The organism is Methanosarcina barkeri str. Wiesmoor, assembly GCF_000969985.1.
In the GTDB taxonomy this organism is placed as follows: Archaea; Halobacteriota; Methanosarcinia; order Methanosarcinales; family Methanosarcinaceae; genus Methanosarcina; species Methanosarcina barkeri_B.
The window spans coordinates 374,157-387,040 of record NZ_CP009526.1; the positions used below are offsets into that span (position 1 = coordinate 374,157).

11 protein-coding genes are annotated in these 12,884 nt (G+C 40.5%); 6 read left to right on the forward strand and 5 right to left on the reverse strand.

Annotated elements, in window-relative coordinates; genetic code table 11:
* Positions 1–5 precede the first annotated feature (5 nt).
* The 3 genes from MSBRW_RS01680 (at position 6) to MSBRW_RS01690 (ending at position 3,668) form a co-directional block, all read left to right on the forward strand.
* Entirely contained in the window at positions 6–1,220 is a 1,215-nt protein-coding gene (locus tag MSBRW_RS01680) for an ABC transporter permease (RefSeq protein WP_011305711.1), read from the forward strand.
* Between the two features lie 275 nt (positions 1,221–1,495).
* Complete coding sequence (locus tag MSBRW_RS01685; RefSeq protein WP_048102557.1) at positions 1,496–2,362, forward strand: ABC transporter ATP-binding protein; 867 nt, start codon at positions 1,496–1,498, stop codon at positions 2,360–2,362.
* A 49-nt stretch (positions 2,363–2,411) separates the two neighbouring features.
* Complete coding sequence (locus MSBRW_RS01690; RefSeq protein ID WP_011305709.1) at positions 2,412–3,668, forward strand: COG1361 S-layer family protein; 1,257 nt, start codon at positions 2,412–2,414, stop codon at positions 3,666–3,668.
* 206 nt (positions 3,669–3,874) lie between these two features.
* On the opposite strand, the gene MSBRW_RS01695 is transcribed toward MSBRW_RS01690, so the two are convergent.
* Positions 3,875–5,212, reverse strand: coding sequence for an ATP-binding protein (locus tag MSBRW_RS01695; protein WP_011305708.1), 1,338 nt, complete (start codon positions 5,210–5,212; stop codon positions 3,875–3,877).
* A 727-nt stretch (positions 5,213–5,939) separates the two neighbouring features.
* Between MSBRW_RS01695 and MSBRW_RS01700 the strand changes: the two genes are divergently transcribed.
* Both MSBRW_RS01700 and MSBRW_RS01705 read left to right on the forward strand, forming a co-directional pair.
* Complete coding sequence (locus MSBRW_RS01700; RefSeq protein WP_011305707.1) at positions 5,940–6,494, forward strand: flavin reductase family protein; 555 nt, start codon at positions 5,940–5,942, stop codon at positions 6,492–6,494.
* A gap of 166 nt (positions 6,495–6,660) precedes the next feature.
* Positions 6,661–7,392 (forward strand): flavodoxin family protein, encoded by a 732-nt coding sequence (locus tag MSBRW_RS01705; RefSeq protein ID WP_048102554.1) that lies wholly within the window; start codon positions 6,661–6,663, stop codon positions 7,390–7,392.
* A gap of 293 nt (positions 7,393–7,685) precedes the next feature.
* Here MSBRW_RS01705 and MSBRW_RS01710 read toward each other — a convergent pair whose 3' ends face one another.
* From MSBRW_RS01710 to MSBRW_RS01720, 4 genes are all read right to left on the reverse strand, one after another.
* The gene (locus tag MSBRW_RS01710) at positions 7,686–9,440 is read right to left on the reverse strand and encodes an ABC transporter ATP-binding protein (protein WP_011305705.1); all 1,755 of its coding nucleotides are present in this window, start codon (positions 9,438–9,440) and stop codon (positions 7,686–7,688) included.
* Between the two features lie 17 nt (positions 9,441–9,457).
* The gene (locus MSBRW_RS21655) at positions 9,458–9,691 is read right to left on the reverse strand and encodes a hypothetical protein (RefSeq protein WP_155398086.1); all 234 of its coding nucleotides are present in this window, start codon (positions 9,689–9,691) and stop codon (positions 9,458–9,460) included.
* A gap of 319 nt (positions 9,692–10,010) precedes the next feature.
* A complete protein-coding gene (locus tag MSBRW_RS01715; protein WP_011305704.1) occupies positions 10,011–10,754 on the reverse strand; it encodes a phosphoglycerol geranylgeranyltransferase in 744 nt (247 codons plus the stop codon).
* A 6-nt stretch (positions 10,755–10,760) separates the two neighbouring features.
* Positions 10,761–10,910, reverse strand: a complete 150-nt coding sequence (locus MSBRW_RS01720) for a 50S ribosomal protein L40e (protein WP_011305703.1) — start codon at positions 10,908–10,910, stop codon at positions 10,761–10,763.
* Between the two features lie 483 nt (positions 10,911–11,393).
* Between MSBRW_RS01720 and purB the strand changes: the two genes are divergently transcribed.
* Entirely contained in the window at positions 11,394–12,740 is a 1,347-nt protein-coding gene (gene purB, locus MSBRW_RS01725) for an adenylosuccinate lyase (RefSeq protein ID WP_011305702.1), read from the forward strand.
* Positions 12,741–12,884 lie beyond the last annotated feature (144 nt).

The window sequence follows — 12,884 nt, forward strand, 5'->3', positions numbered from 1 at the left end:
AAAATATGATAAAATTTGCACAGGCGGCTCGTATAGCAGCTGGAAGTATAGGTAGTGCTAAGCTGAGGTCTGCACTTACAACACTGGGGATAGTAATTGGCATAGCTGCAGTAGTTGTTAACGCATCTCTAGGTGCCAGTTTTAACCAGTTTTTTACTGATGAGATCTCTTCTGTAGGCTCTAATTTTATTATCGCAGCTAGCGAGCAGCCAAATCTCTTTTTTGATAACGAGTACAATCTAATGAAGAATACTCCGGGAATTTCCGGGGTATCTCCAAGAAAATCAATGAGTGGAGATCTCACATATCTTTCTGAAACTAAAAATGTGAATATTGCAGGAGTTAATAAAGATTTTCAGGAAATCCAGGGACTGCAAATGGAAGAGGGCACTTTCCTGACGGACAAGGATAGCGCTGCGGCTGTACTTGGATATGATATTGCAAATGAGGAGTTCAGTAGGAATATCTCCCACAGGAGCACTGTAGAGATCGCTTTTCGGCAGGAAAACGGTACGGTTGTAAAGAAGAGTTTTAAGGTAAAAGGAATATTGAAAAATTCCAAGCCAACTGTTGTGAGTGAGGACAGTGACTATGATCTGACTGTTTTCATTCCCGTTTCTACAATGAATGAAATGATCGGGGAAAAAGACTATGGAGCTTTCCTTGCGATGGCAGACAGTCCTGAAAAAATTCGTGATATTTCAGATGACGTGGATAGCAGATTAGCCAGGAACTTCGGAGTCCCGGAAAGAGATATTGATGATGAGGATTTAAAACCTTATTACGTCTTTAATCAGGAAGAGGTTCTGGAGCAGACTGGAAAAATAGGAGACGCTTTGAGTTCTTTCCTGCTCGTTCTTGCTCTAATATCTCTCTTTGTGGGATCGATAGGAATTATGAATATTATGCTTGTGACAGTAACTGAAAGAACCAGAGAAATCGGGATAATGAAATCTGTAGGCTATAGCAATTCCAATATTCTATCACTTTTCTTGCTGGAATCTGTAATGGTCAGTTCCTTTGGGGGACTTGTAGGTACTGTTATCGGTGGTTTGGGAGCTTACGCTCTTGAAATTACCCTTAAGCTTCCTCCTGTTTTCCCCTTAGCATTGATTGAAATAGGGATTGCAGTTTCGGTTCTTGTTGGGGTAACTGCTGGTCTTTATCCTGCAAGAAAAGCTGCACGCATGAATCCTGTGGATGCTTTAAGATATGAATGAGCCATCCCTTGAATAGGGTCACTCTATCTGGAGAATGGCCCTTTTCTTTTTCAACGCTTTCTACTTGATTAGCTCAATTGAATATTGATTGACTAAAAATAGTTTCAAAATAACTCATAACGAGTAGCTCAATGGATTCGCTTAACGAATATAGCATACTGGAAAATCACTCTATTATTAACATTTAAAACATAAAAATCAGAGTAAGACATATTGTATGGAATCCATAATACCTAAAAGTTAAATTGAGCATTTGAAAAAACAGAGGAGTAGATATGGAAACGAAGATTTCGATTAAAGACGTTTCTGCTCCCAGGAACTTACTCTTGGAGACAGAAACCGAAAATCCCACACTTGAAGTAGAACTGCCCTCTGGAGAAGGCCTCGTTAATTCAAACGAAGAATCGTTTAAATGTAAATTGGGCCGTTCAAGATATCTACAGAGTGACGAAACACATAGGACAGCAGCTTCCGTGATTGAAGTTATTGATGTCAAAAAGAGCTATACTCTTGGAGATCTGGAGATTCCAATCCTTCATGATATAAACCTTAAAGTGCGGGAGGGAGAATTCCTTGCCATAATGGGGCCCTCTGGCTCAGGGAAGAGCACACTTATGAATCTTATAGGTTTTCTTGATAGACCTACAGAAGGGACAATCATAATTAAAGGTCTGGATATCAATAAACTATCTGACAAGGAAGTTGCCAGGCTCAGAGGGTTAGAAATTGGTTTTATTTTTCAGACATTCAATCTGATTCCCAGGCTTACAGCTCTTGAAAATGTTGAGCTTCCCACCTATGCTAACACAAGGAGTGGAGTCAATACTCATGAAAGAGCAAAGGGATTACTTAAACTCGTGGGTCTGGAGGATCGAATGCACCACAAGCCCGGTGAGCTTTCAGGTGGTCAATCCCAGAGAGTTGCTATTGCCAGAGCTCTTATCAATGACCCTGCGATCCTCCTTGCAGATGAGCCCACTGGAAATCTGGACTCGAAGACAGGCTGTGAAATTCTAAATATATTTAGAAGACTCAACGACGACGGAAGAACAATTGTAATGATTACTCATGATCCGGAAATTGCAGGATATGCAGACAGGATAGTGCTCGTAAAGGATGGGATAGTTCAGAATACGGAATGATCTTGGTGTTATATTTCAAAACTTAAGCTAATCGGGGTGTGGAATTAGAATGACAAAAATCAAAAATTCACTTGTCCTTCTTGTATTATCTTTACTTTTAGTTTCCTCGTTTTTTGTAGCTCCTGCCTCTGCAGCTGTTGGGGGAGCCAATCTGAAAGTTACAATAGTCGAAACAAATCCCTATCCTGCAAAAATAGGAGAATACCTGAATCTGACTGTTCAGGTGGAAAACGTAGGTGGAGATAAAGCTGACAATGTTGACATCGAAGTTGTGCCTCAATATCCTTTTTCTCTTGATTCAGAGACAAATGCCCTACAGAATGTTGGAGTCCTCAGTCCTGGCAGGACTGCTACGAAGGAGTTTTACCTTTTCGTAGACAAAAATGCGCAGAAAGGAGTACGTTCCATTGACATCAGAACAAAAACCGGTAAAAACAGCCCCTGGAGTGAGAAAAGCTTTGATATACGAATAGGCACTGAAACATTTAACAGCAAAGGTACAGTTGAACTTAAGGAAGTTGCTTCGGACCCAGAGGTTTTCATGCCCGGAGACAGGGGTACTGTCACTGTAACTCTTACGAACACTGCAAGTAATCCTACTGTCACTATTGATGGAAGCGACTTTGATACAAATGCTCGAATTCAGGCTGCGGTTTTGAGACCTTTATCTGATGGGATAATCGTTCTTGATGCTCCCTATGAAGATATGGGTATTCTAGGGCCTGGAGATAGTATCAAACTGACTTTCAATGTTAAAGTTGCAGAAGACGCTCCAGAAGGAACTCATAACCTTGAACTTGCAATAGAGGGTAACTCCTTCGATTACAACAGCAGAAAGAATATTCCTCTCAAGGTAGATTCTTCAAATGTCAAGGTAATTCCCTCAAAAGAGCTCCATATAGTAAATAGCGAGTCTACCCTTGAGTTCGATGTAGCCAATACTCATCCGAACGAGTTTAGTTCTGTAAGCATAAAACCTGAAGCTAAAGGCGTCATATTTTACCCCGCTGAGTATTTCATAGGGCCAATGAATCAAGACGAGCTTTTTACTATTGAATTTAATGCGGTAACAGACGATTTATCCGATGCAAAAAGGAACCCCTACGAACCTATAAATCTAACACTTTCAGCAAATTACGGCAACGGAATAAATAAGCATGAAAATATAGTAAGCAATATGTATATTCAGTCCATCGAGGAAACTCAAGACGGGAGTCCGGGAATACTTGCCCCAGGATTACTACTTGTTATCATCGCCGTTGCAGGTATGCTAGTTTACAGAAAGAAGAAACAGAACCGAAAATGAACATTTAGGGAAACAAAAGCTCCTAGAAATTAATAGTCTAACATTTTTGAAAAAATTATGTATTGAAAGTTATATAGGTAGTGCAACTCAGACAGATTTCCTGAAACATATAGAGCAGTTTCAGGCTGCACTCAACCTTTTTGCTTCTCTCTGGATTAAGTGTGCAAACGATTACCATTTTTGGTTTTAGCCAATCTCCTTTCAAATTAATTCCTTCCATTTAGTGGAAGAGTAAAGATAAATGTGCTGCCTTTTCCTCCTTTTGATTCCACCCAGATTTTTCCTCCGTGAATATCTATGAAGTTTTTAGCAATATAAAGCCCAAGCCCAGTTCCACCGTACCCACTGGTTGTGGAAAGATCTGCCTGAATGAAAGGCATAAGCATCCTTTCATGATCTTCTTTTGACAACCCTATTCCGCTATCCGACACTTTAATCTCGAGCATTCCTTCTTTTTTGAGGGCACTTACAGTAACCTTTTTCTTTTCAGGAGTGAGTTTTATAGCGTTATTCATTAGACTGTACAGAATCTGTCTCAGCTTTGTCCTGTCAGCCCGGATGTTCTCAAGAGAAGCATCGACCTTTATTTCTATACTGACTTTCTTACTTGAGGCAAATGAGAGAAGACTCATTCTTACCTCTCCTAAAAGGCTAGCAATATCTACATCTTCATAGTTAAGGTTCTTTTCTCCGGCTTCGAGCCTTGATATATCAAGTAGATTACTGATAATTTCCAGAAGGTTCTTTCCGCTTATGAGAATATTACTTACATATTTTGATTGCCTCGTGTTCAGGGACCCAAAAGCCCCTTCCAGCAGCAAATCGGAGAAACCTATTACCGAGTTAAGGGGAGTCCGAAGTTCATGGTTCATGTTAACTATCAGCCCGTTTTTAGCCCAGTTTGAGGCGTCTATATCTTTTTTTGCTTTGAGAAATTCATTTTTCAGCTCTATTTTTTCTTCCAGGCTTCTCAAACTCTCCAATTTCCCTTTTCTTTTGGTAAAAACGTTGCTTTCTTCCATTAATTCGAGCAGAACTCTACCTGAAAGTTCTTCGAGAGGAATGGTATAGAGAAATGTGATGCTTTTATTCTTTTCCAAAGCCATTATTTCGATTGCCTTACCACACGTCTCAAGGCAGGGTTTAAGAGAATTTCCGGCGTTTTTAATCTCAAAATTTGTTCTAAATCCTGAAAATCCTCCCGAAAGGGTTTTTCTATATCCCTTTTCTGCGAGTTCTGTTACTGTTGACGCAAGAAGAGTAAGATCTTCCGGGAGCGGATTAGCCGGCAGAAATTCCAACTGAGAGGAAGTGAGATAAGGTTCGACGTCCACTCCTACCTTCATAAGTTCATTTTTTGCCTCTTCAGCGGCCAGTTTATCCGGGGAAACCCATAAGCAATATTCTCCCCCTTCAAGTCCTTCCTTAAAATAGGTAACAAGTAGTTCTATCAATCCTTTGGTGTCCTCATACACGGCAGAGATCTGGTGACTCTGCGGAACTTTTAAAGAAGGTCCGGAGTCTTCAGCAATATTTTTCCTCAAAATCTTTCCCCTCCATATTCTAATTGCGTTTCAAGTATTATGCAACTGGGCTTGAATAGGGTATGAGATAGAGTCTAAAGAGACTAATTTTAATGTTCAGCAATTTCAGTCAACTTAAGCACTTTAAATAATTTGAATAATTCAGGGCAACACAATCCTCGATCTAAACTTATAACACTTATACATACTCTTCATTTTTTATATGTATATTGCTAGCATATATAAGAAATATCCGCGTTTATAATGTTCTTTTAAAAGCAGTTTATCATATATCCTGGAATTAATATTTACTGAAGTTTCGGAAATCTTAAAAAAGAAACCATACAAAATGGAACCGTACGAAACACTTTTTAACTATAACTATTCGTAAACGTATTCTGTATTTTCCTACTGTATCTGAAAATTGAAGCTAGGATTATGTGAAGTTTCAAAGAGAGTTACGGCATCAAGAGTGGAGACTTCTCTGCAATAATTTTTGTATTCAAATTTATGTAGGGAATTTTTCTCTGAATAATTATGTCCTAATTTATATATTGATAAAAACCGGAATACTAATTATCTACCTTAAAAATAATTGAAAATAGGATTTTCGATTTAATTTTTCCGGCAGAATTTGGTACTATTAATTTAAGCCGGTGGTAAGATTGATCTGCGCAGCTTTAAGGAGGACTAAAGTACGGAGACTGGAGAGAAAAAGGCTATTGGAGCCAGAAATTTTCTTTACCCCATGCCCACTACCCTCGTAGGGGCTTGTGTAAACGGAAAGCCGAATTACCTGACAGTCGCTTTTTGCGGAGTCGTACAGGCAAGCCCTCCCATGATTGCGGTGACCCTTGGGAAAATACACCATACAAATGAAGGAATAAGGGAAAACCAGTGCTTTAGTGTAAATATTCCTTCCAGGTATATGGTGGAGTCTACGGACTACTGCGGTATAGTCTCCGGAAAAAGAATAGATAAATCCGAAATTTTCGAAACCTTCTATGGAAAACTTGAAAGAGCTCCGATGATCCGGGAATGTCCTGTGAATCTTGAGTGCAAGCTTATAGACATTCTGGATTTCGGAGGCGCGAGTGAAGTTTTCATAGGGGAGATTGTTGAAAGTTATGCAGAGGAAAGGTATCTTTGTAATGAAATCCCTGATATAGAGAAGATTGAGCCTATAGTTTTTTCTATGTATGATAATAATTACTGGGGAATAGGTGAACACCTAGGCAAAGCCTGGTCTATCGGGAAAAATTTTGCTGAAGGCGGTAACGAAAAAAAAAGCTGGAAACGCTGAACGAAAGGAAGATAAATCACGTTATAGGTATGACTGGAAGAAAATAAGTAAAAACGCATAACTCTATAATTAGATAACTCTATAATTAGTCTTTTATCAGAAAGGCTGTTGAGAACATTCTCTTCAGCTCAGAGGTTCTTAATTAATGGGGAAAGGGGGATTACACATGAAAATAACAGTATTCAGCGGGAGCCATAAGGGCAGGGAAGGAAACACTCTAATTATGGTAGAGGAATTCCTGAAAGGAGCAGAAGAAGCTGGGGCAGAAACCGAAAACATTTTTCTGATCGAAAAAAGAATTGGATATTGCAGGGGAAAATTCGAGTGCTGGCTTAAGACCCCTGGAATTTGCACAATAAAGGATGATATGGATGATCTGCTTCCCAAATTTGTGGCTTCAGATATCGCAGTATTCGCATGTCCCGTCTATTTCGATAATATCCCGGCTGTTATGAAAAACTTCATAGATAGACTTGCTCCTGTGCTTGTGCCTCATTTTGAAGAAGACAAAATGGGAGAGTACAGGCATGCAAAACGCTATGAAAAGCTTCCAAAAATTGCCGTGATATCAAACGCCGGGTTGCCGAGCCAGACAAACTTTGAGGTTGAAAGCCTTTTTTTCAAGCGGCTTGCAAGAACTTTTCACACTGAGCTCATTGCTGAAATTTATAGAGGAGAAGGAGAAATCTTCAGAGGCAAAAACAATATCATGCTAAAACCTCTCCTGGGAAAGTATAAAAAAGCCCTCAGATATGCAGGAAGAGAACTTGTAGAGAACCAGACACTCTCAGAAAAAACCATTAGGGAACTTGAAAAACCAATTGTGCCTGAAAGTCTGTACATAAAATTCGGGAACGAAGAATGGGACCGGCTGTGCGAGGAAAATAAGGTTAATTGAACAGTGCTGCAAAGACATGAAGAAATTGCAGACTTATGGATAATAAAAATAGATTAAAAACAAGCCTTTTTTGAAAAGGCTTGAGCGAAAATCCAGAAACACGATATTGTTGACGTGATCAGCTGGTGCAAAGGTTGCGTTTGAGTTTGAGGAATTTATTCCCAAACCCTATCGGCGTGATCACAACCCTTTTCAAAAAAGGCTTGACCGAAAAACCAGCAATAATATGGTTGGCGTGATCAACCGGCGCAACGGTTGTTACAAAAACCTTCTGGTGTTCTTTCTAGCTGCTATTACTTAGTCTCCAAACCGCCTTCCACAAGGTCTTCCAGGCTGTGTTCCATGTAAGGGGCATTGCTCCTGTTGATCAGTTCCTGACAGACTTCTGCCGGCTCTCCGTCCATTGCAAGGGCTCCGTTATCAATCAATATAGTCCTGTGAGCAACTTCCCTAACAAAGTCCATGTGGTGGCTTACAAGCGCAATGGTCGTACCAAAGCGTTCGTTGATTCTTTTTAAAGAATTTGTGACATCCCTGAGAGTTACAGGGTCAAGGTCTCCGAAGGGCTCATCAAGCATAAGATACTCGGGAGAAGTTGCAAGGCTTAAGGCGATGAAAGCCCTGACATGCTCACCCCCGCTGATCTGGTAAGGAGTTTTGTCAAGAATTTCCATTGGCAGGTCAAGGGCTTCAAACACTGGCCTTGCATAGGCATCAACATCAGTTATTGGGATCGTCGGAAAGAGATCAAAATAGATTGTGTCATTCAGGTTGAGTTCCCGCAGAGCTGTTTCTTTCTCTTCTTCTGGCATGTCAGGCAGACGGTATATAGTATCAAGGGTCTCATCCGACATCCCCATTTCCCTGGCTTTACTCCTTGCGTGTTCAATTGCACCTTGCTTTTTCATGCTTAACCTGAACCGAATCTGTTCCCTTACCGTGGAGTTCACAGACATCGAGAATTCCTGGTTCATAATACTCATGATCCTACGGAGTTCCATGCGTTTTTCGCTATACCTGGTGACGTCTACCCAGTCTCCGTTGCAGAGATATTCGACAGTTCCGCTCTTTGGCTTTACAAGCCCTTCCATGAGTTTCATAAGGGTTGTTTTCCCAGCTCCCGAGGATCCAATAAAAGCAAGAATTTCTCCTCTGTAAATATCGAGAGAAAAATCTTTGATATTCAGGACTTCTCCCATCCTGATGAGAGAATAGCGTTTTGAAATATCCTTAACCTTGATGCAGACCTCTTTCTTCTCGGGTTCCGCAAGCTTTTCCTTTGGCTTCATATCCCTGAGGAAATTTTTAAGTACCAGAGATGTTTCTCCATCGGCTGCAATTTTCCCGTTTTCAAGAAAGATCAGCCTATCGGCAAGATAAGCGTGAATTTCCGGGAGGTGAGAAACTACTATAATTGGAATGTTCAACTTCTTTTTCAGGCTCTTTATTACATCAAGAACTTCCTGTTTTGTATCCGGCCCGGTCATTGTAACAGGTTCATCGAGAAGAAGGATTCTCGGCTTTGCGGCAAGCTGCCTTGCCATTACAACTCTCTGTTTTTCCCCTCCGCTCAGAAAATTGGTGGAATGAAGCGCCTTATCCTCCAGGCCCACGAGTTTTAGATACTCCATTGCTTCTTTAAACAACTCGTCGTAATCATTATCTACACTGTGCGGAAGATATTCATTTCGTGGAAGGGATTCATACCCAACTCGGAGGTAGTTTAGCTTTCTTATAACATTTTCAATCGCAGGCCCGTTCCAAAGCCCGAAGTTTCGCTGTAGGTGTATTGCGCTTACGCTCTTCAGAAATTTTTCTCCTTCAATCCCTGAAGCAGGCGTTATAATTTTTCCATCTACTTCCACAGTTCCCTCCTGAAAGGGCTCAACTCCCCGGATGATGCGCAACAATGTCGATTTTCCGCTTCCACTTCGACCTGTTATCCCGAGGATTTCTCCATCCTCCACCGTGAAGTCAATATGGTCCAGCACTCTTATCTTTTCAGAACGTACCTCATAATCTTTAACCAGGTTGGAAACTCTGAGCATAATCATACCTTTTAGTGTTAATCGTAAGTTAATGCCTGACCCGAAATCTGTCCTGCAATTCTACCAATTGCACGTGATAACTTACCTTTTCCACTGCAATTTTCGGATGCTTTTGCGCCAGTATAATTTATAATAAAATAGGAATCAGATATTACCTTATAACTATTTATTACAATCGGCTGCTGTGATTTAACTTGAACAGTCTCAAAAAGTAAGTAGAATAACTCAAAACTTTCTGCAACATGTCCCAAATCAATTTAGAGCTAAAGAGCTTTGCAGTATGAAAGAGTTACTCAATGCTTGATTTCATTGATTTTGATCTAAAAAAGTCTGATTAATCAAGTACACAAACTTTATTTTTTTTGTTTGTTAAAGAAAAACTGCACTTCAGAAAAAGTAACCTGAAAAAATAAGTAATTTAAAAGAATAGAAAAACTAAATAAGTTTTAAATAAATACCAAATAAATATTAAATAATTATTACATAAATATCAAATAAATATTAGATAAATATTAAATAAGTCATTTCATACTTAACAGCAGGCAGCACATCTAGAATCATGATAAGGATTCATCTTTTTATGGCTGACACAAGCTCAGCTACTTTTGCAGTAACGTCCCTTACTTCTTCAAGAACGGTACCGGTAACTATCATATCCGCACCTGCCGACGCACAGAGTTTTGCAGCCTCTGCGTCTCTAATTCCACCGCCAACAATGAGTTTGTTTTCCCCTAGAACTTTCTTGACAGCTCCTATCATCTCAGGGTTAATAGGCTTGTCAGCTCCAGACCCGGCTTCAAGGTAAGTATAATGCATGCCGAGGTATTTGCCTGCAAGGGCATATACTGCAGCAAGTTCAGGTTTCTTTCTGGGGATCAGTTTAGCGTCCCCTACCCAACCAACAGTCCCTCCGGGTTCAACTATAAGGTATGCCATGGAGATAGGTTCTATCTGGCTCTGGTATACAAGCGGAGCTCCCATAACCTGGTTTGTGATCACATACCCTAGATCTCTCGAGTTCAGAAGACTCATGAAAAATACGGCATCTGCATACCTGCTAAGCCCGGCTGAACTTCCCGGAAAAAGAATGGTTGGGACATCTACCTTTTCTTTTATCTTTATGACGGTTTCATCAAGCAGGGTTCCCGACGCTCCGGTTGAACCCCCTATCATGATGGCATCGGTGCCTCCCTTGACTGCTGCAAGGGCGATTTCAGCGGCTCGTTCAGGCGTTTGGGAAGCGGGATCGATAAGGGTAAGATGAACTTTTCCTTCCTGATCAATGATTTTCTGAAGGTGTGCTTCCACCTGCAAAAAAGATCATGCTCCCTTAGATTCCTTGGATTTTACCCGAAGAGCACTGTAACCGCATTTTCTGCAGCGGGTTGCCCTTATTGCATTCCTGGCATTGCATCGCATGCAAATTTTTTTATTTAATAATCTTTCTTCTGCTTCTGGAAAACGACCCATTTTTGTCACCTGCTATTATTTTTCAATATTGATAAGGTATATAGCCCGCTTAATGGATGTTAAGGGATATAACGTTTTTCATCAAAAAAGTCCGTCTTTTATTGAGTTTGTAAGCTTCCTTTCTTTTATTTTTAGGATAATCATCGCTTTTCTTATCCTGCTAACTCAAAGCTTATTTATTGCTTACGTTGTTTATTCTCTGCCCTGTGGCTTAACCAAGTTGAGGCTATAATTAAGTTGACATTGGATTGTGTCAAAGTTAACATTGAAATTATATAACGATGATAATTATTTACAGATAAAATCGTTATTTACAACTAAAATCGTTATTTAAAGCTAAAATCGTTATTTAAAGCTAAAATCGTTATTTAAAGCTAAAATCGTTATTTAAAGCTAAAACCCTCAGGCTTTAAGTATAACTCCATGGTTAATTTAACCTTTTAGGGTTTATTTAATTTCTTTGTCTTATAAATGGTGATTTATGTGTTGATTCATCCTATAGACTACCGGTATGGTACAGCAGAAATGAAACATGTGTGGAGCCAGGAAAACAGACTTAATAAGCTCCTTCAAGTCGAGGCAGCCCTTGCCCGCGCCGAAGCGGATATGGGTTTGATCCCCGCAGATTCGGCTGAGATTATATCTGAAAGTATCTCTTCCGTAAAAGCTGAGAGGGTTGACGAAATTGAAGCCGAGATCCATCATGATATGATGGCTGTGGTTACTGCGATCTCTGAACAGTGCAGAGATGACGCTGGAAAATGGGTACATTTCGGAGCCACTTCAAACGATATTCTAGATACGGCAACAGCTCTCCAGATTAAGGATGCAATCGACCTTATGGAAGATAAACTCAAAACGTTACTAGGAGTTCTGCTTGACAAGGCCGAAGCCCACAAGAATACGGTCTGCTGCGGAAGAACACATGGACAGATAGGGGTTCCGACAACATACGGACTGCGTTTTGCTATATGGGCTTCGGAGATTTCAAGGCATCTGGAACGTCTCCATCAACTCACTCCAAGAGCAACTGTAGGGCAGATGACAGGTGCAGTTGGGACCCAGGCTGCTTTTGGAAAATCCGGGATTCTTATCCAGAAACTTACAATGCAGTACCTTGGAATCGGGGCTGTGGATGTTTCCAACCAGATAATTCAGAGGGATAGGCACGCTGAATTTGTAATGTGGATGGCAAACACAGTCACGACTCTGGATAAGATAGGCATAGAAATCAGGACTCTCCAGCGCAGTGAAATTGCCGAGATTGAGGAAAGTTTTGGAAAAAAGCAGGTAGGATCATCTACTATGCCCCATAAACGCAATCCTATAAAGTCTGAGCAGATGTGCGGGCTTGCAAGAATTGTAAGGGCCATGGTCGAGCCCGAACTCCTTAACAATACCCTGTGGGATGAAAGAGATCTGACCAACTCTTCTTCCGAGCGGGTAGTTTTCCCTGAAGCCTGTGTGCTTACGGACCACATCCTCAAGATAGGAATAAATGTAATTGAACACCTGAGATTCTATCCTGAAAATATCCGGAGAAATCTGGAATTGCTAAGGGGCCTTAATATGGGAGAGGCTGTGATGATTGAGCTCGCAAAAAGAGGAGTAGGCAGGCAGGAAGCCCATGAGCTCGTAAGGACTGCAGCAATGAAAGCCCACGATACAGGACAACATTTCAAAAATGTACTTCTGGAAACTCCTGACATTGCAAGATATTTAACTGCTACATATATCGAGAATCTTGTAAATCCCGATAAATATATAGGGACTGCAGTGGAACAAGTTGAAGTACTTGTCGCAAAACTTCGTGAGGCTTATTCCCTCTAACTTAGTCCCTCCAACATTTTTTAATTTTTCAATTTTAAAATAGGTTGCAGGGTATTATTTTCTCCAGCCAGAACGATCTCTTTTTATTTCCGAAGATCTCTTCTTATTTCCAATGATCTTCTTTAGTATGTATACGCTGCTTAT